This window comes from Citrobacter sp. wls615 (assembly GCF_005281355.1).
In the GTDB taxonomy this organism is placed as follows: Bacteria; Pseudomonadota; Gammaproteobacteria; order Enterobacterales; family Enterobacteriaceae; genus Citrobacter; species Citrobacter werkmanii.
In genome coordinates, this window is record NZ_SZXM01000086.1 from 59,821 (window position 1) to 77,679 (window position 17,859).

The 17,859-nt window shown below is 51.7% G+C and carries 18 protein-coding genes; 12 read left to right on the forward strand and 6 right to left on the reverse strand.

Translation table 11 applies throughout. The annotated features are described in order from the left end of the window. Positions 1-19: 19 nt before the first annotated feature. Positions 20-916, reverse strand: a complete 897-nt coding sequence (locus FDX04_RS22015; RefSeq protein ID WP_121529789.1) for a dihydrodipicolinate synthase family protein — start codon at positions 914-916, stop codon at positions 20-22. Between the two features lie 152 nt (positions 917-1,068). Between FDX04_RS22015 and yiiM the strand changes: the two genes are divergently transcribed. The 4 genes from yiiM (at position 1,069) to FDX04_RS22035 (ending at position 4,998) form a co-directional block, all read left to right on the forward strand. Then, positions 1,069-1,743, forward strand: coding sequence for a 6-hydroxyaminopurine reductase (gene yiiM, locus FDX04_RS22020; RefSeq protein ID WP_042313432.1), 675 nt, complete (start codon positions 1,069-1,071; stop codon positions 1,741-1,743). A gap of 218 nt (positions 1,744-1,961) precedes the next feature. Then, entirely contained in the window at positions 1,962-2,666 is a 705-nt protein-coding gene (locus FDX04_RS22025; protein ID WP_042313430.1) for a GntR family transcriptional regulator, read from the forward strand. Between the two features lie 7 nt (positions 2,667-2,673). After that, on the forward strand, positions 2,674-3,630 hold the full coding sequence (locus tag FDX04_RS22030) for a sugar phosphate isomerase/epimerase (protein WP_042313589.1): 957 nt from the start codon (positions 2,674-2,676) through the stop codon (positions 3,628-3,630). A 117-nt stretch (positions 3,631-3,747) separates the two neighbouring features. Further along, complete coding sequence (locus FDX04_RS22035; RefSeq protein ID WP_087856673.1) at positions 3,748-4,998, forward strand: MFS transporter; 1,251 nt, start codon at positions 3,748-3,750, stop codon at positions 4,996-4,998. Between the two features lie 40 nt (positions 4,999-5,038). On the opposite strand, the gene cpxA is transcribed toward FDX04_RS22035, so the two are convergent. Together cpxA and cpxR are read right to left on the reverse strand one after the other, a co-directional pair. Then, on the reverse strand, positions 5,039-6,412 hold the full coding sequence (cpxA, locus tag FDX04_RS22040) for an envelope stress sensor histidine kinase CpxA (protein ID WP_042313425.1): 1,374 nt from the start codon (positions 6,410-6,412) through the stop codon (positions 5,039-5,041). Next, positions 6,409-7,107, reverse strand: coding sequence for an envelope stress response regulator transcription factor CpxR (gene cpxR / locus FDX04_RS22045; protein ID WP_038635960.1), 699 nt, complete (start codon positions 7,105-7,107; stop codon positions 6,409-6,411). The genes cpxA and cpxR overlap by 4 nt, the downstream gene beginning before the upstream one ends. A 150-nt stretch (positions 7,108-7,257) precedes the next feature. Between cpxR and cpxP the strand changes: the two genes are divergently transcribed. The 7 genes from cpxP (at position 7,258) to FDX04_RS22080 (ending at position 14,968) form a co-directional block, all read left to right on the forward strand. After that, complete coding sequence (cpxP, locus tag FDX04_RS22050) at positions 7,258-7,758, forward strand: cell-envelope stress modulator CpxP (RefSeq protein ID WP_137371476.1); 501 nt, start codon at positions 7,258-7,260, stop codon at positions 7,756-7,758. Between the two features lie 147 nt (positions 7,759-7,905). Continuing rightward, a complete protein-coding gene (gene fieF / locus FDX04_RS22055) occupies positions 7,906-8,808 on the forward strand; it encodes a CDF family cation-efflux transporter FieF (protein ID WP_038635968.1) in 903 nt (300 codons plus the stop codon). 185 nt (positions 8,809-8,993) lie between these two features. Next, complete coding sequence (pfkA, locus tag FDX04_RS22060) at positions 8,994-9,956, forward strand: 6-phosphofructokinase (RefSeq protein WP_006686196.1); 963 nt, start codon at positions 8,994-8,996, stop codon at positions 9,954-9,956. A gap of 204 nt (positions 9,957-10,160) precedes the next feature. After that, positions 10,161-11,150: a sulfate/thiosulfate ABC transporter substrate-binding protein Sbp gene (gene sbp, locus FDX04_RS22065; protein WP_042313417.1), complete on the forward strand. Its 990-nt coding sequence runs from the start codon at positions 10,161-10,163 to the stop codon at positions 11,148-11,150. Between the two features lie 104 nt (positions 11,151-11,254). Continuing rightward, a complete protein-coding gene (locus FDX04_RS22070) occupies positions 11,255-12,004 on the forward strand; it encodes a CDP-diacylglycerol diphosphatase (protein ID WP_137359872.1) in 750 nt (249 codons plus the stop codon). 73 nt (positions 12,005-12,077) lie between these two features. Beyond that, the gene (locus tag FDX04_RS22075; RefSeq protein ID WP_061382571.1) at positions 12,078-13,382 is read left to right on the forward strand and encodes an SLC13 family permease; all 1,305 of its coding nucleotides are present in this window, start codon (positions 12,078-12,080) and stop codon (positions 13,380-13,382) included. Positions 13,383-13,495: 113 nt separating this feature from the next. Continuing rightward, the gene (locus FDX04_RS22080; protein ID WP_042313410.1) at positions 13,496-14,968 is read left to right on the forward strand and encodes a DASS family sodium-coupled anion symporter; all 1,473 of its coding nucleotides are present in this window, start codon (positions 13,496-13,498) and stop codon (positions 14,966-14,968) included. A 40-nt stretch (positions 14,969-15,008) separates the two neighbouring features. Here FDX04_RS22080 and tpiA read toward each other — a convergent pair whose 3' ends face one another. Together tpiA and FDX04_RS22090 are read right to left on the reverse strand one after the other, a co-directional pair. Further along, positions 15,009-15,776 carry a triose-phosphate isomerase gene (gene tpiA, locus FDX04_RS22085; protein WP_038635981.1) on the reverse strand — a complete coding sequence of 256 codons (768 nt, stop codon included), beginning with the start codon at positions 15,774-15,776 and terminating at the stop codon, positions 15,009-15,011. A gap of 108 nt (positions 15,777-15,884) precedes the next feature. Continuing rightward, the gene (locus tag FDX04_RS22090; protein ID WP_042313405.1) at positions 15,885-16,484 is read right to left on the reverse strand and encodes a YiiQ family protein; all 600 of its coding nucleotides are present in this window, start codon (positions 16,482-16,484) and stop codon (positions 15,885-15,887) included. A gap of 100 nt (positions 16,485-16,584) precedes the next feature. Between FDX04_RS22090 and FDX04_RS22095 the strand changes: the two genes are divergently transcribed. After that, a complete protein-coding gene (locus FDX04_RS22095; protein WP_042313402.1) occupies positions 16,585-17,013 on the forward strand; it encodes a DUF805 domain-containing protein in 429 nt (142 codons plus the stop codon). Positions 17,014-17,052: 39 nt separating this feature from the next. On the opposite strand, the gene fpr is transcribed toward FDX04_RS22095, so the two are convergent. After that, positions 17,053-17,799 carry a ferredoxin--NADP(+) reductase gene (gene fpr, locus FDX04_RS22100; protein WP_038635988.1) on the reverse strand — a complete coding sequence of 249 codons (747 nt, stop codon included), beginning with the start codon at positions 17,797-17,799 and terminating at the stop codon, positions 17,053-17,055. Positions 17,800-17,859 lie beyond the last annotated feature (60 nt).

The following is a 17,859-nucleotide window of genomic DNA, read 5'->3' on the forward strand; positions in this document are numbered from 1 at the left end:
CGCCATCCGGCTTAGTCAGTTAACCTTTGACGACGAACACCTCATCAATAGTCCGACATTCCCCCTCATTCAACTCTCCGCCAGCATTACGTGACACACCGGTGCAGTAGCCAAACTTACGCGATACCACGGTTTTGATGGTGGTGACAAAATCTTCGCCAATGGCGTAGATGGACATATAGGTGCCAATCTGGTCCTGAATATCGCGAAGCGTCGCCAGATCGCCCTGCTTAAACGCCTCCCGCGCACTGACAAACAGTTCCGGCATAACGTTGTTCAACCCTGAAATAATCCCCGCCCCGCCTGCCAGCAGGTTAGGAATGTAGTATTCGTCATAACCGGACAGTACGGCAAAATCTTCCCGCACGGCGCGCGTTGTCTGAATCATGCTGCGGGTATGTGACTGACAGTCGACGGTATCTTTGATGCCGGCGAAATTTGGGAACTCGGCAGCGAGAGTGGCAACCAGCTCCGGCGTTAAATCACAGCCGGTACGCGCCGGGAAATTATAGGCAAACCATTTACCGCTGAGTTTCTGTCCCAACTGGCGGAAGTAGCTCAGCAACTGTTTCGCCGTTTGTCCGTAGTAGTAAGGCGGCAGGATCATCACGGCATCATAACCTGCGCGATATGCTTCCTGCGCCATCAACAGAACATCCTTCTGGCAGGTGGATGAGACGTTGGCGACCATCTTCAGCGAGCTCATGGCCCGGGCTTCACGGATCAGCAGCAGACGTTCTTCGAGCGTAAAGGAAGCAAACTCCCCGATGCTGCCCATCAGCAAAATCACGTCGATTTTGGCCTCGGTTAAACGTTTGAGATGCTGGCTCAGACCGTTGAGATCGATCTTGCCGTCATTATCCATTGGCGTAATGGAAGGGCACCAGACGCCAGCAAATTGCGATTGACCAGTCACGTAGTCGACTCCTTATTTGAAATGATGTTTCAAAACCAGCTTACATTGATAGCATGTGTCCCTAAGCTTCATGTGAACCGTGCTCTCATTTTGAGCGACTGGGATAAAATAAATATGGTGTAATGGGGGAAATTTATCGGGAGAGGGAACAGATGCGATATCCGGTCGATGTTTTTACAGGCAAGATTCGGGACTACACGGGAAGCCGTCCCAGCGCGATTGCTAAAGTTCAGGTCGATGGTGAGCTGATGCTGACCGAACTGGGCCTGACGGGGGATGAACAGGCGGAAACGAAAATTCACGGCGGGCCGGATCGCGCGCTGTGCCACTATCCGCGTGAACACTATCAGCACTGGAGACAAGAGTTTCCGGAGCAGGCGGAGTTATTTGTTGCCCCCGCTTTTGGCGAAAACCTCTCCACTGAGGGGCTGACAGAAGAGAATGTGTATATTGGCGACATTTTCCAGTGGGGAGACGCGCTGATTCAGGTCACACAGCCGCGCTCGCCGTGCTTTAAGCTGAATTTCCATTTTGGCATCAGCGATATGGCCAGCCAGATGCAGGATGCGGGCAAGACGGGCTGGCTGTGTAGCGTCATCGCTCCCGGTCAGGTGTCGGCAGACGCGCCGTTGATCCTGGCGTCACGCGTGAGCGATGTCAGCGTGCGCGAGGCGATTGCCATTGCCTGGCATATGCCGTTTGATGACTCGCAGTATCACCGTTTACTGTCGGCTGCCGGGTTATCGAAGAGCTGGACCAGAACGATGCAAAAGCGCCGTTTAAGCGGCAAGATCGAAGATAATTCCCGCCGTTTGTGGGGGAAATAACTCTCACCTTTAGCTTGCCATTAAATCAGGTGGCGACACCTGATTTATCTTCCTCATGGTTCATCTCCTCACGTACTAAAACCTGCCTGTCGCGCCATGTGTCCAGGCCATTCTTGATACCTGGCCCACAAAAAGAAACGCTGCGTTGAAAAAAAACTTGAGTATTTCGTGCACTCAAATATCTTAGCTTCAAATTGGTTTAAACCAGATTGAGTGAGATGAAAAAGAAAAACAATGTTGATGTGCTCAGAGAGCGCTTTGAAAGCTGGTTAAACGAGAATAATTTGCCAGCGGGCTCCAAATTGCCTTCGGAGAGAGAGCTATGTGAGCTGCTGGATGCAAAGCGCATGACCTTACGTCAGGTTCTGATCGAGCTGGAGATTGATGCACGTATTTTCCGCAAGAACCGTAGCGGGTGGTTTATTTCATCGAAGCGATTCATTTATAACCCGAAATCACTTTCCAGCTTCAATGCCGAGGCCTGTGCCCAAGGGCGTAAACCTTTTTGGGATTATTTGACCAAGGAAACGATTGAGACGGTTCCGCACCATGTTGATGATGTTTTTCTCTCCTCCGGCGATCGTTATTTAGTTACCGGCTGGTGTGGTCTTGATTCACATAAAGTGTTTTACCATGAATCCTATATTGATGCCGATGTTGCACCGGGATTTATAAATAAACTTGGCAATCAGTCTTTTGCCAGCGTCTGGGAAGATGCGTTCGGTCATGTTTTAAATATCAAAGAGATGATTTTTAAACCGGTCAATATGCCGGAAGTGGCCTGCAAAGAACTGGGCGTTGCGCCAAATACTTATGGAATTTTAGTAGAAAAACATCGGGCAACCCGAGACAAAAAAGTGGTTCAGGTTGATTTTGAATACTGGCGACTTGAATCAGTGGAACTTGTTATTCGTGATGAATGAGAAAACTATGGGAAAATATAACCAGGAACTTCTCGCTGAACGCGCGAGAAATATACCGCTGTACCTACATGCTTATGCCTTTCATCTGAATATGCGCTATGAGAGAGTCCTCCCTGGCGATCTTCTGGATATTGCATATCAGCAAAAATTAAAAGGTGTAAAAATACATGTTGAGGATGGCGAGTCCCAGTCACTGCAGAAACTAAACGATCGGCAGTTACACGATTTTAAAGAAAAGGCCAAAAAATATAATTTGGATGTGCATATTGAAACCAGCGCATCGGACCAGGCGACATTGACGGATGCGATCCGTATTGCCATGGCAACTGGCGCAACGTCAGTTCGTTTCTACCCGCGCTATGAAGGGCATCTCAACGATGTTATGGCGAAGATCGCTAATGATATTGCGTGGTTGTCTCAGCATGATGACTGCGGCCTAAGCTTTACCATCGAACAGCATGAAGATCTGCAAGGTCATGAACTGGTGACGCTGGTTAAGAATAGTGGGATGAAGAATCTCTCTATTCTGTTTGATTTTGGCAACATGATTAACGCTAATGAGCAGCCGCTTTCTGCGTTAGAGGTCATGTCTCCTTGGATCACTCAGGTACATATTAAAGACGCTAAAATTATTAAAGAAGGTAAAGGCTGGGGGCATGAGGCTTGTCGTTCAGGATACGGCGACTTACCCATGGAGGAGATGCTCAAGGCATTATTACTCTTAGGTGAAGATAAACCACAAGTACATGCTTTTGGTCTGGAAGAAGAAGTTGAATATTATGCTCCGGCATTTCGTTTCGATGATGAAGGTGATAATCCCTGGATCCCATGGCGCGATGCAAGTTATACGCCGCTACCCGACGCTGACATGATTGATGCGCGACTGGCGCAGGAAAAAGAACATGCTCTGGCTCAAATAAAATATATTCGTGACTTGTGTAATAAATTTATAGGTAATCAATAACTTTTTAAAATCTTACTAAATGCGAACAGGGTTATGAAAATAACTCTACAATTTTATTAATTATATAAATTAATCTAAATATTTCTCTCAACAAGCAATGAGGGTTTACTCATGTTCATGAATAAATGGGCAAGGCTTTGTTTTTTGATTTTAGGCGGCGGCACAATATTCAAACTTTCAAGTATGAAAGATGTTTTCTATGTGCCAATGCAAAATGACTGGGGTTTAACCAATACGCAGATTGGCTTGAGTTTTACGGTTTATACGATTGTTCAGACAACCGGCCTGTTTCTTTCGCTCTATATTGCAGACCGTTATTCTAAGAAAATATTATTACCCTTTGGTCTGATCGGCGTTGGGCTTTGCGGTTTATATCTGGCAACGCTACCGTCATTTACCGGTTATCTCATTTGCTTTGCCGCAATGGCGTTTTTTGCCGATGTGGTGTATTGGCCGGTATTGCTGAAAGCCGTACGTCTGCTGGGTACGAAAGAAGAACAAGGCCGCATGTTTGGCTTTTTAGAAGCCGGACGTGGCGTGGTGGATGTCATCGTCGCTTCTGGCGCTCTGTTTGTCTTCGTTCAGTTTGGTGAAGGCAAAGCGGGAATGCAGGCGGGTCTGTTGTTTTATACGGTCATTACGCTTGCGGCAGGTATTGTGACGTACTTTATTGTCGATGACGACAAAGTGAAAGGCGGCGAGAATACCAGTGCCAATATGGAAGTGTTAAAGGGGATTAAACATGTTTTGTCCTGTCCTAACGTCTGGTTGGCTTCTTTAGGGATTTTCTTCGTTTACGCCGCATATTGTGGGCTGACTTACTTTATCCCCTTCTTAAAAGACATCTACATGTTGCCGGTAGCACTGGTCGGCGCGTACGGCATCATTAACCAATATGCGTTAAAAATGGTAGGAGGGCCGATTGGTGGGCTGCTGGCGGATAAGGTTGCTAAATCGCCTACGGTGTACCTGAAATGGACCTTTCTGATCTCTGCCGTTGCGATGCTGGTTTTCATGCAGTTGCCGCATCAAACAATGAACGTGTATATCGGTATGGCCGCGACATTAGGATTTGGGGCGATTATCTTCTCACAGCGTGCGATTTTCTTCGCGCCGATGGATGAGATTGGTACGCCACGTGAGTATGCCGGTTCGGCAATGGCGTTTGGTTGCATCATCGGTTATATGCCCGCCATGTTTGCGTACACGTTATACGGATATTTGCTGGACACCAATAGCGGCATCACAGGCTACAACTATGTTTTTAGCGTGATGATTGCGTTCAGCTTAATGGGCTTTATCTGTTCGACAATTCTGGTGAAGCGGATCAAAAAGCAAAAGCTAGCGGCTGCGACCGCAACTGCATGATGTGAGTGCTTCCCCGGCGATACGTGACCGGGGAAGCCTGTTAAGCGCGTTTATACAGCGGTAACCAAATCACCAGCCGTAAACCACCCAGCGGGCTGTCTTCGGCCTTCACCCAGCCACGATGCTGCTGGATCGCGGTTTCCACAATCGCCAGACCCAGACCCGTTCCGCCAGACTCGCGATCGCGCGCCTCATCGGTACGATAGAACGGACGGAAAATCTGCTCCCGGTCCTCAGGGCTGACGCCCGGACCATCGTCGTCAACGGTGATGGTGATCCCGTCTTTATCCACCGCGAAGCCCACTTCAATCTGCGTGTGTGAATAGCGTAGGGCGTTGCGCACAATGTTTTCCAGCGCGCTTTCCAGCGCATTTGGGTTGCCGTACAGCGGCCACGGACCCGGCGGGAAATTCACCGTGAGCGATTTACCCATCTGCTCGGCTTCAAAGGCGGCGTTATCCAGTACTTCGCCCCATAGCTGATTGGCTTTCACCGTTTCACTGACCAGCGCGTTTTTCTGCTGATTACGTGACATCACCAGCAGGTCGTTGATCATGCTGTCCAGCCGATGCGCTTCTGTTTCAATGCGCTCCAGCTCTTTGCTCTCACCGCTACGACGGCGCAGCAGAGCGGTACCCAGTTGCAGACGTGTCAACGGCGTTCTCAACTCGTGAGAGATGTCCGACAGCAGGCGCTGCTGCGTGGTCATCATCCGCTCCAGCGCCGTCACCATCTGGTTAAAGCTGGCGCCCGCCGCCAGAAACTCCTGCGGACCGGCTTCCAGTTCCGGATGCTGACGCAGGTTGCCCTGGGCCACTTCATCCGCTGCATTTTTCAACTTACGCGCCGGTTTCGCCAGGCTCCAGGCAAGCCAGAGCAATAACGGAGAGCTGACTAACATGGTGACGATCAGCAACAACAGCGGTCGGTCGAACAGCAGGTTGATAAAGTCAGATTGCGAGCTGCTGGCAGGTCGAATGAGATACAGCTGGTAGTTATCTTCACCGTCTCTGACGGAAAAAGGCCCGACCATCTCCACGCGACCGTATTTTTTCTTTTGCGGATGGTCGGCGTTATCGGCCTGACCAATAAAGTTACGAATGATCTGCATTTCATTGCGTTCTGCGCCGATCACGCGTCCTTCCGTGGTAACAAGCAATAACCGCTGTCCTGGCGGCGCCCACTTGTCTATCGCCCGAAACAAGCGACGCCACCACATTAAATCGTTGGGTGGATCGTTCGCCAGTTCAGCTTCAACGTGTTGCTCAATCATCAACCCCTGGCGCTGCTCGCTGTCCAGTAGCTCGGTCATCTGACGTGAGTCGAGCTTGGGTAGCATCAGTACCAACATCAACACCAGTGCCAGCGTCAACCAGAAGATGGCAAAGATGCGTGCGGTTAAACTCCCTATCATGAAGCGGAGACCATCAGGTAGCCGCGACCACGTAGCGTTTTAAACCACGGATGCCCATCTTTACGCTCTGGCAGCTTACGACGCAGGTTTGAGATATGCATGTCGATCGCGCGATCGAAAGGCGTCAGGCGTTTGCCCAGCACTTCCTGGCTCAGATGTTCACGCGAAACCACCTGGCCGAGATGCTGCGCCAGCAAATAGAGCAGGGTGAATTCGGTGCCGGTTAGCTCCAGCGTTTGCCCGTCGAAGCTGGCTTCCTGGCGACCCGGGTTGAGGCTTAACGCATCCACTTCCAGAGTCGGTGAGCCGTTGTCGCTGCTCTGCTGCTGTTCGCTCCAGTGCGAGCGACGCAGAATAGCGCGGATGCGCGCGACCAGTTCGCGGTCGTTAAACGGTTTAGGTAAATAGTCGTCCGCGCCCAGTTCAAGGCCGAGAACGCGATCCAATTCGCTGCCGCGAGCGGTCAGCATGATTACGGGGGTCTGGTGTGTCTGGCGAAGCGCTTTCAGTGTATCGATGCCGTTTTTCTTTGGCATCATGACGTCGAGCAAAAGTAAATCGATGCTGTCATCCAGAAGCTCGAGCGCCTGTTCCCCATCATGGGCAACCAGCACATCGAAACCTTCCATTTCGAGCAACTCCTTTAACAGGGAAGTCAGCTCTCGGTCATCATCAACTAACAGGATTTTATTCATTGTTTACGTACCTCCGAGGCAGAAATTACGTCATCAGGCGTCGCTAATCTATGACTTTACGTTGTTTTACACCCCCTGACGCATGTTTGCAGCCCGAATCGTAAACTGTCTCTCGTTGAATCGCGACAGAAAAGATTTTGGGAGCAAGTGATGGGCAAAGTAACCGCTGCCGTCATGGCCTCAACGCTGGCACTCAGTACTTTAAGCCATGCAGCTGAAGTCGTCACAGGCGATCACTGGCACCTGGGTGAAGTCTCCTCGCAACGCAGCGTACAGAGCCACATGTTTGACGGTATCAGTTTAACCGAACATCAACGTCAACAGATGCGAGATTTAATGCAGCAGGCAAGACACGAACAGCCTCCTGTTAATGTTAGCGAAATGGAGACAATGCATCGCCTTGTCACCGCAGAGAAATTTGATGAAAGCGCTGTGCGCGCTCAGGCAGAAAGAATGGCGCAGGAACAGGTTGCCCGCCAGGTTGAAATAGCCAAGGTTCGCAACCAGATGTATCGCCTGTTAACGCCCGAGCAGCAAGCGGTTTTAAATGAGAAACATGAACAACGAATGGAGCAACTGCGCGACGTCGCGCACTGGCAAAAAAGCTCATCGTTGAATTTATTGAGTAGTAGCAACTCACGTTCCCAGTAGTAACCCTGTTTTCCTTGCCATAGACACCATCCCTGTCTTCCCCCACATGATGTGGGGGTTTTTTTTGCCCAAAATTTGTCACTCGGTAATTGCCTGACTGTTTTACTTCATCCGTTATACTAGCGGCATATCCTGGCAGGAGTGTTTATGAATCAAACCTATGGGCGGCTGGTTAGCCGGGCGGCAATCGCGGCGACCGTGATGGCATCGCTGTTACTTTTGATCAAAATTTTTGCGTGGTGGTACACCGGATCGGTCAGTATTCTGGCTGCACTGGTGGATTCTTTGGTGGATATCGCGGCGTCGTTAACCAACCTGTTGGTGGTGCGTTATTCATTGCAACCGGCCGATGATGAACACACGTTTGGACACGGTAAAGCGGAATCATTGGCGGCGTTGGCGCAAAGTATGTTTATTTCCGGCTCAGCGCTGTTTTTATTCCTGACCGGGATTCAGCATCTTATCCAACCCACGCCGATGAAAGATCCCGGCGTCGGGGTGATTGTCACCATCATTGCGTTAGTGTGCACCATCATACTGGTCTCGTTTCAGCGCTGGGTGGTGAAGCGTACGCAAAGTCAGGCCGTTAGGGCGGATATGCTTCATTATCAGTCTGATGTTATGATGAACGGTGCGATTCTCATTGCGCTTGGGCTGGCATGGTATGGCTGGCATCGCGCAGATGCCTTGTTTGCACTCGGAATTGGCATCTATATTTTATATAGCGCATTACGCATGGGGTATGAGGCGGTGCAGTCATTGCTGGATCGCGCTTTACCCGATGAAGAACGTCAGGAAATTATTGATATCGTGACGTCATGGCCGGGAGTCAGCGGCGCTCACGATCTTCGCACGCGGCAGTCAGGGCCGACCCGCTTTATTCAGATTCATTTGGAAATGGAAGATAATCTGCCGCTCGTTCAGGCGCATGTAGTGGCTGAGCAGGTCGAGCAGGCAATTTTGCGACGTTTCCCGGGATCGGATGTCATTATTCATCAGGATCCCTGTTCCGTCGTACCCAAGGAAGGCAAGATGTTTGAGCTTTCATAATTCGTTGTAAAAAAAGTGAACCAGGCCAGCATTTTGTGTATAAATTACCACCATTTGGCCTGACCTGAATCAATTCAGCAGGAAGTGATTGTTATACTATCTGCATATTCGTTGGATCGTTTCGATATGCGGAATCGACTTCCGGCAGCAGATTTCATTTTGCATTCCAAAGTTCAGAGGTAGTCATGATTAAGAAAATCGGTGTGTTGACAAGCGGCGGTGATGCGCCGGGCATGAACGCAGCAATCCGTGGTGTTGTACGTGCAGCGTTGACGGAAGGGCTGGAAGTCATGGGGATCCATGATGGCTACCTGGGTTTGTATGAAGACCGTATGGTCCAGCTCGACCGCTATAGCGTGTCCGACATGATCAACCGTGGCGGTACCTTCCTCGGTTCTGCCCGCTTCCCGGAATTCCGCGACGAAAACGTGCGTGCGGTGGCTATCGAAAACCTGAAGAAACGTGGCATCGACGCCCTGGTTGTTATCGGCGGTGACGGTTCTTACATGGGTGCGAAACGCCTGACTGAAATGGGCTTCCCGTGCATCGGTCTGCCGGGCACTATCGACAACGATATCAAGGGCACCGACTACACCATCGGTTATTTCACCGCGCTGGGTACTGTAGTCGAAGCGATTGACCGTCTGCGTGATACCTCTTCTTCTCACCAGCGTATTTCCATCGTTGAAGTGATGGGCCGCTACTGTGGTGATCTGACTCTGGCGGCAGCGATTGCCGGCGGTTGTGAGTTCGTGGTGGTTCCGGAAGTAGAATTCAGCCGTGACGATCTGGTTGCTGAAATCAAAGCCGGTATCGCGAAAGGTAAAAAACACGCGATTGTAGCGATCACTGAACACATGTGTGACGTTGACGAACTGGCGCATTACATCGAGAAAGAAACGGGCCGTGAAACGCGTTCAACCGTACTGGGTCACATCCAGCGTGGTGGTTCTCCGGTTCCTTATGACCGTATTCTGGCGTCCCGTATGGGCGCGTATGCCATTGAACTGCTGCTCGAAGGTCACGGTGGCCGTTGCGTAGGTATTCAGAACGAAAAACTGGTTCACCATGACATCATCGACGCTATCGAAAACATGAAGCGTCCTTTCAAAGGTGACTGGCTGGACTGCGCGAAAAAACTGTACTGATTGTTTTTTGCGCGCCTGATGGCGCTACGCTTATCAGGCCTACAGGTTGCAGAAACGTGTAGGCCGGATTAGGCGCTAGCCGCCATCCGGCAATCCCTCAGATTTATTCCTCGCAGTTATAGCAAATCTTTTTTTATTCTTTAATGTTTGGATCGCTTTCTGGCACGCTTTGCTCATCACAACACCACATAAGAGAGCTGGGCGATGAACAAATGGGGCGTAGGGTTAACATTATTGCTGGCATCGACCAGCGTTCTGGCAAAGGATATTCAGTTACTTAACGTATCGTACGATCCAACGCGTGAGCTGTACGAGCAGTACAACAAAGCTTTTAGCGCGCACTGGAAGCAGGAAACCGGCGACAACGTCGTGATCCGCCAATCGCACGGCGGTTCGGGTAAACAGGCGACTTCCGTCATTAACGGCATTGAAGCCGATGTCGTGACGCTGGCGCTGGCTTACGATGTGGACGCTATTGCTGAACGTGGTCGTATCGATAAAAACTGGATCAAGCGTCTGCCGGATAACTCAGCACCTTACACTTCCACCATCGTTTTCCTGGTCCGCAAGGGCAATCCAAAACAAATTCATGACTGGAACGATCTTGTCAAACCGGGTGTGTCTGTCATTACGCCAAACCCGAAAAGCTCAGGCGGCGCACGCTGGAACTATCTGGCAGCATGGGGCTACGCCCTGCACCACAACAATAACGATCAGGCCAAAGCCCAGGACTTCGTCAAAGCCCTGTTTAAAAACGTTGAAGTGCTGGACTCCGGTGCGCGTGGCTCAACCAATACCTTCGTTGAACGCGGTATCGGTGATGTGCTGATTGCCTGGGAAAACGAAGCGCTACTGGCGACGAACGAACTGGGTAAAGATAAATTCGAGATAGTCACCCCGAGTGAATCTATTCTCGCGGAGCCGACCGTTTCCGTGGTCGACAAAGTGGTGGAAAAGAAAGACACCAAAGCGGTAGCGGAAGCCTACCTGAAGTATCTCTACTCGCCGGAAGGTCAGGAGATAGCAGCGAAAAACTTCTACCGTCCGCGTGATGCTGAAGTGGCGAAGAAATACGAAAATGCCTTTCCGAAGCTGAAGCTGTTCACCATTGACGAAGAGTTTGGCGGCTGGACGAAAGCACAGAAAGAGCACTTCTCTAACGGCGGTACGTTCGACCAGATCAGCAAGCGTTAAATAAATCTGTGAGTTACCAACCCGGTGGCATAACGCGACCGGGTTTTTTATTTGTCATGGTTTTGCGTTACTCTTGCCCCTCAATAGGATACAGGGAACGCGTAATGAAAAAAGCAGGCTATCTTTTACTGGCGGTGATTGTGGTGGCTGCCGCTGCTGGCATTGGTTACTGGAAATTCACCGGCAACCCGGACGCGTTACGCCAGATTGTTCTTCAGCAATGCTTGCCGCACCAGTTGCAGCAGCAGGATCCCGCACCGTGCGCGGAAGTGAAACCAGACGCCGGATATGTGGTGTACAAAGATCGTAACGGTCCGCTGCAATATCTGTTGATGCCTGGTTACCGTATCAATGGTACGGAAAGCCCGTTGCTGTTGGAATCAGGCACGCCGAACTTTTTCTGGCTGGCCTGGCAGGCGCGTAGCTTTATGAGCCAAAAATACGGTCAGGAGATCCCTGACAAAGCGGTATCGCTGACCATTAACTCGCGTAGCGGGCGTACGCAAAATCACCTGCACATTCATATCTCCTGCCTGCGAACCGATGTCAGAAAGCAGCTGGATGACAACATGGCGAAAATCAGCACCCGCTGGTTGCCTTTGCCGGGTGGATTACGCGGGCATGAATATCTGGCGCGTCGCGTCACGGAAAACGAACTGGCGCAACGCAGCCCGTTTATTATGCTGGCGGAAGAAGTACCGGATGCGCGAGAACATATGGGCCGCTATGCGCTGGCGATGGTGCGCCAAAGCGATGAGTCTTTTGTCCTGCTGGCGACTCAGCGTAACTTGCTTTCGCTGAATCTCGCCTCTGCTGAGGAAATTCAGGATCATCAATGTGATATTCTGCGCTAACCCTACCTAATCTGGCGTTTACTCCGCATGCCTGCCCCCGTATTCTTGTTGAAAAAAACAACAGGAGACAGGCATGTCGCTCTGGCTTTCACACCCTCTGTTTATTCCTTCTCTGGTGGTTGGCATCACCATTATTCTCTGGGCGACGTCGCTACTACCGGAATTTATAACGGCGCTGCTGTTCTTTGCCGTGGCGATGGTGGCCAAAATAGCGCCACCGGATGTGATTTTTGGCGGCTTTGCGTCATCGGCATTCTGGCTGGTCTTCAGTGGCTTCGTGCTGGGTATCGCGATTCGTAAAACGGGATTGGCGGACAGGGCGGCGAGGGCGCTGTCATCGCGATTGACCGACTCCTGGCCGTTAATGGTAGCGAGTGTGGTACTGCTAAGTTATGCGCTGGCGTTTGTAATGCCGTCCAATATGGGGCGCATTGCGCTGCTGATGCCGATTGTCGCGGCGATGGCGAAACGGGCGGGAATTAACGACGGCACGCGAGCCTGGTATGGTCTGGCGCTAGCCGTCGGGTTTGGGACGTTCCAGCTTTCCGCGACGATTTTACCCGCTAACGTGCCGAATCTGGTGATGAGCGGCGCAGCGGAAGGTTCTTACGGTATCCACCTGAATTATCTGCCCTATTTACTGTTACATACGCCGGTTCTGGGCTGGCTCAAGGGCGCGGTACTCATCGTACTTATCTGCTGGCTGTTTCCTGGTAAGCCCCATGCACCGCGCGATCTGACGCCGCCTGAGCCGATGAGCCGGGATGAAAAACGTCTGGCATGGATGTTAGCGGTGGTGTTGTTTTTGTGGGTAAGCGAAAGCTGGCACGGCATTGGTCCAGCGTGGACCGGACTGGCGGCGGCGGTTATCACGCTGCTACCTCGGGTTGGCTTTATTAATGGCGAGGAGTTTTCCAGTGGGGTCAATATCCGTACCTGTATCTATGTGGCGGGTATTCTGGGGCTGGCGATCACCGTCACGCAGACCGGTATTGGCAGTGCGGTGGGCGAGGCGCTGTTACAGGTGATGCCGCTGGACGCGGAAAAACCGTTTACCAGCTTCCTCGCGCTGACTGGCATTACCACCGCACTCAATTTTATTATGACGGCAAACGGCGTTCCGGCGCTATATACCACGCTGGCGCAAAGCTTTGCCGATGCGACGGGATTCCCGCTGCTGTCGGTGATTATGATTCAGGTACTGGGATATTCCACACCGCTACTTCCGTATCAGGCTTCACCCATTGTTGTGGCGATGGCGCTTGGGAAAGTGCCTGCGAGGGCGGGGATGCTGCTGTGTATTGCGCTGGCGGCGGCAACGTATCTGGTGCTTCTGCCGTTGGATTACCTCTGGTTCAGTATGCTGGGTAAATTATAACTGTATCTAAATGTTAATTTTTTGTTTTGTGAGATGATGAATTGTTTTATTTGGGCTGATGGCGGTTAATACCGGGGCGCAGATTTGTGCACTGGAAACTCAAGGATTGATTCATGGACAGTTTGACCCCTATCCGCTGTTGGCCTGCCATCATTTCGCTCGCGATCACGCTGACCATCTGGTTTGTTATCCCGTGTCCGCCTGATGTCACTCCGCAAGCGTGGCATCTGCTGGCGTTGTTCATAGGTACGATCGCAGCGATTATCGGTAAAGCCATGCCCATTGGCGCCATTGCGGTTGTGGCGATTATGCTGGTGGCGATGACCGGCGTCACTAACCCCGGTAAACCCTCGGCCGCACTGAACGATGCGTTGAGTGGCTTTTCTAACCAGTTAATCTGGCTGATTGGTTTATCCATTATGCTGTCGCAAAGTCTGTTAAAGACCGGCCTGGGGGCGCGAATTGGCTACGGGTTTATTGCGCTGTTTGGTAAAAGAACGCTGGGTATTGCGTGGGCATTAACCCTTGCGGAAACGCTGATTGCGCCGGTTACGCCCAGCAACACGGCGCGTGGCGGTGGTATTATCCACCCAGTAATGCGGGCGATTGCGGAAAGCCTCGGATCGCAACCGGGAAACAACGAGAATGGTTCAACGGGTCGCTATCTGGCGCTGGTGAATTACAACATTAACCCCATCAGCTCGGCAATGTTCATCACCGCGACCGCACCTAACCCCTTAATCGTTAGCTTTTTAACGAAGGGGACGGATGGCGTGCTGAACATGACCTGGGGAATGTGGGCTATTGCGGCGCTGCTTCCCGCTGTGGTCTCGCTGGTCGTCATGCCGATTGTAATCTGGTGGCTCTATCCGCCAGCTATCACGCGCACGCCAAATGCGCCGCAGTTCGCACGACAAAAACTGGAGGCGCTAGGTCCGCTTTCACTGGCAGAGAAAATTACCCTGGCCGTCTTCATTTTGCTGCTCTGCCTGTGGGCGGGAGTGCCCGCGATGTTGATGGGCAGCGCCTGGAGCGTAAACCCCACAAGCGCCGCGTTAATTGGTTTGTCGATTCTGTTGATGGCGGGAGTATTAAGCTGGGAAGACATTCTTAAATGCCGTGGAGCGTGGGATACCATAGTCTGGTTCGCGGCGCTGGTAATGATGGCGGATTTTCTCAGCAAGCTTGGGTTGGTTGGTTGGCTGGCGACCAGCGTGGGTAGTGCAATCGACCATCTGGGTGTGCACTGGAGCATTGCGACGCTGTTGTTGATTCTGCTTTACGTCTATTCGCACTACTTTTTCGCCAGTACAACTGCGCATATTACGGCGATGTTCGCTGCGTTCTTCGCTGCAGGTTTAGGCCTCGGCGCGCCGCCAGCGCTGCTTGGTTTAATGCTCGGTTTCTCCTCCTCCTTGATGATGTCGCTCACGCACTATGGCACGGGTACTGCGCCTATTATCTTTGGTTCGGGCTATGTCACGCTGGCGGAGTGGTGGAAAACGGGGCTGGTAATGAGTGTGGTCAACCTGACCATTTGGGGTGTGACCGGCGCCTTCTGGTGGCACTGGCTGGGATACTGGTAAACCTGATGCGACGGGAGGAGTGCTCCTCCCGCCATACAACTTAAGCCTGTTTAGCGGCTTCTGCTGCTTTAACGATGACTGCGAAAGCGTCTGCTTTCAGAGAAGCACCGCCAACCAGCGCGCCGTCGATGTCCGGCTGAGCGAACAGTTCTGCCGCGTTGCCCGCATTTACGGAACCGCCGTACTGGATAATAACCTGTTCAGCGATTTTCGCGTCAGCTTTAGCAATGTGGTCACGGATGAATTTGTGAACAGCCTGAGCCTGAGCCGGAGTTGCAGATTTACCGGTACCGATAGCCCATACTGGTTCGTAAGCGATGACTACGCCTTCGAATGCCGCAGCGCCCTGAGTTTTCAGAACGGCGTCGATCTGACGTGCGCAGACTTCTTCAGTTTTGCCCGCTTCGTTTTCTGCTTCGGTTTCACCGATGCACAGAACTGGAGTCAGACCCTGCTCTTTCAGCACAGCGAATTTCTTCGCGATCAGCTCGTCAGACTCTTTGTGATAAGTACGACGCTCAGAGTGACCGATAATGATGTACTGTGCGCCGATATCTTTCAGCATTTCAGCGCTTGTTTCACCGGTGAATGCGCCAGACAGGTTCAGGTCAACGTTCTGCGCGCCCAGGATGATGTGGCTACCGGCAGCGGCGTGTTTCGCCAGGTCGATATACATTTCCGGCGGAGCAATCGCTACTGCACAGCCAGCAACGCCAGCCAGTTCTTTACGCAGATTAGCAACCAGTTCGTTTACCATATGGCGGCTGCCGTTCAGTTTCCAGTTACCCATCACTAAAGGATGTCGCATTTCATTTCTCCACGCTTGTCAGCGAATTAAGGAATATGGCCGCCCGTCAGGGCAGCATGGTCTGTGAAACAGTATAGAGATTCATCCCCAGAAAGGCTTTGCTTTTTGTCACTTATTCGACCCTTCGAGGTTTTCAGATAGAGCCAGCTTAATCGGTTCAACAGCGAAGGTCAGCCCCTTTTCACCGTTATCTGCTATGACATAGCGAATAGCGCCTTCTGTTTCGGCGTAATAGTGCTTACCTTTGCCTGCGGCGAGCAATTTTTGCAGCTTTTTCTGGCTCTGTTCTTTCGTCAGCAGCGGCGCGACGGTGCGGATGACGGCGCTCATATATTCCAGCGCTTTCGCTTTCGCCGCCTTTTGTTCTGGCCCCTGAATCGGCAGCCAGGTGATCTGCATACTTTTGATTTTCAATGTACCGCGCTCAAGGGCTGAGGACGCATACAGGTTTTCGTTGATTTTGCTGGCGGCACGGGTGAGATTCGCCCGATCGCGACTGCTGTCGATGGCACGGAATTCATTGAGGATAAGCTTCGGATTCTGTGTATTAAAGTTTTCACGAAACTGGCTAATCGATAGATCAAAAGTTGGCGCGCCCGCCAACAAATAGGGGGCCGTGATTGCCGTCGATGGCTCTTCCGCCTGCGCCGTAGTGCTTACGGTTAAGGCTGAAAACAGTAATAAAAACAGTGTAAATCCTTGCTTCATCAATTGTACCTTTCATTCTCACTGCTCACGATTAAAACGGTAACCGTCCGGCTTGTCAAAAGGGTAAACTGTCCTGGAAGGTAATAATAAAGGAACCTACATGACCATACAGCAGTGGTTATTCTCATTTAAAGGGCGTATTGGACGCCGTGATTTCTGGATTTGGATCGGTCTGTGGCTCGTCAGTATGCTGGCGTTGTTCTCACTGGCGAGTAAGCAATTACTCGATATTCAAACCGCGGCATTTTGTCTGGTGTGTCTGCTATGGCCGACGGCGGCGGTGACGGTAAAGCGTCTGCATGACCGAGGGCGTTCAGGGGCGTGGGCGTTGCTGATGATTCTGGCGTGGATGCTGCTGGCCGGAAACTGGGCGATGTTACCTGGCGTCTGGCAATGGGCGGTAGGCCGTTTTCTTCCGACGCTGATTCTGGTCGGCATGCTTATCGATCTGGGCGCGTTTGTCGGCACCCAGGACGAAAATAAATATGGTAAAGATACGCAGGACGTAAAGTACAGAGCTGACTCGTAGGGCGGATAAGGCGCGTTAGCGTCGCCATCCGGCAAGCCCTTACCAGTAGTGTTCAGCGGTCATATGGCCTGGTCGACGGCGCAGGTGTTTGGTCATCTGCCGGGTCTCTTTCAACAGTTGCTGCGTGTCGCGTACCATTTGTGGATTTCCACATAGCATTACGTGGCTGGTTTCTTTATCCATTGGCAGACCTACCGCTTTTTCCAGCTCACCGCTTTCAATCAGCGCCGGCACTCGCCCGGTCAACGAATTTGCCGCAGTTTCACGGCTAACAACGGTCTGGATACGTAATTTACCTTCGTAGCGCTTTTCCAGCGCCTGCATCAATGGCAGGTAGCTTAAATCGGCGGCATAGCGCGCGGCGTGGACCAGCACCAGATTTTTAAAGCGATCCAGATCTTTGCCTAACTGCAAAATCGACAAATACGGGCCGATAGCCGTGCCGGTCGCCAGCATCCATAGCGTGTCGCAATCGGGGACCTCATCCAGCACGAAGAAGCCAGCGGCTTCACTGACCACCTGAACGTCATCGCCAGGTTTCAGCGCGGCCAAACGAGGGCTGAGTTTGCCGTCGGGAACCGTCACCAGATAAAACTCTAAATCGGGATTGTCGGGCGCATTGACGTAGGAATAGGCGCGCTGGACGCGCTCGCCGTCGATTTCCAGGCCAAGCTTGGTAAACTGGCCAGCAGTAAAAGGAAGAACTGGAGCTCGCACGGTCAAACTAAATAAGGCATCGGTCCAGTTCTGCACCTTTGTGACTTTGCCTGTTACCCAATCTGCCATGGTTTTCTCCTGTCTGCTTTGATTGCCTTATCTTCGTTCGTTGGACGAAAGATTTCCAGC

Coding starts and splice junctions, on each gene's coding strand:
- yiiM (WP_042313432.1), top strand. CDS start 1,069: ATGCGATATCCGGTCGATGTTTTTACAGGCAAGATTCGGGACTACACG.
- FDX04_RS22025 (WP_042313430.1), top strand. CDS start 1,962: ATGAAAAAGAAAAACAATGTTGATGTGCTCAGAGAGCGCTTTGAAAGC.
- FDX04_RS22030 (WP_042313589.1), top strand. CDS start 2,674: ATGGGAAAATATAACCAGGAACTTCTCGCTGAACGCGCGAGAAATATA.
- FDX04_RS22035 (WP_087856673.1), top strand. CDS start 3,748: ATGAATAAATGGGCAAGGCTTTGTTTTTTGATTTTAGGCGGCGGCACA.
- cpxA (WP_042313425.1), bottom strand. CDS start 6,412: ATGATAGGGAGTTTAACCGCACGCATCTTTGCCATCTTCTGGTTGACG.
- cpxR (WP_038635960.1), bottom strand. CDS start 7,107: ATGAATAAAATCCTGTTAGTTGATGATGACCGAGAGCTGACTTCCCTG.
- cpxP (WP_137371476.1), top strand. CDS start 7,258: ATGGGCAAAGTAACCGCTGCCGTCATGGCCTCAACGCTGGCACTCAGT.
- fieF (WP_038635968.1), top strand. CDS start 7,906: ATGAATCAAACCTATGGGCGGCTGGTTAGCCGGGCGGCAATCGCGGCG.
- pfkA (WP_006686196.1), top strand. CDS start 8,994: ATGATTAAGAAAATCGGTGTGTTGACAAGCGGCGGTGATGCGCCGGGC.
- sbp (WP_042313417.1), top strand. CDS start 10,161: ATGAACAAATGGGGCGTAGGGTTAACATTATTGCTGGCATCGACCAGC.
- FDX04_RS22070 (WP_137359872.1), top strand. CDS start 11,255: ATGAAAAAAGCAGGCTATCTTTTACTGGCGGTGATTGTGGTGGCTGCC.
- FDX04_RS22075 (WP_061382571.1), top strand. CDS start 12,078: ATGTCGCTCTGGCTTTCACACCCTCTGTTTATTCCTTCTCTGGTGGTT.
- FDX04_RS22080 (WP_042313410.1), top strand. CDS start 13,496: ATGGACAGTTTGACCCCTATCCGCTGTTGGCCTGCCATCATTTCGCTC.
- tpiA (WP_038635981.1), bottom strand. CDS start 15,776: ATGCGACATCCTTTAGTGATGGGTAACTGGAAACTGAACGGCAGCCGC.
- FDX04_RS22090 (WP_042313405.1), bottom strand. CDS start 16,484: ATGAAGCAAGGATTTACACTGTTTTTATTACTGTTTTCAGCCTTAACC.
- FDX04_RS22095 (WP_042313402.1), top strand. CDS start 16,585: ATGACCATACAGCAGTGGTTATTCTCATTTAAAGGGCGTATTGGACGC.
- fpr (WP_038635988.1), bottom strand. CDS start 17,799: ATGGCAGATTGGGTAACAGGCAAAGTCACAAAGGTGCAGAACTGGACC.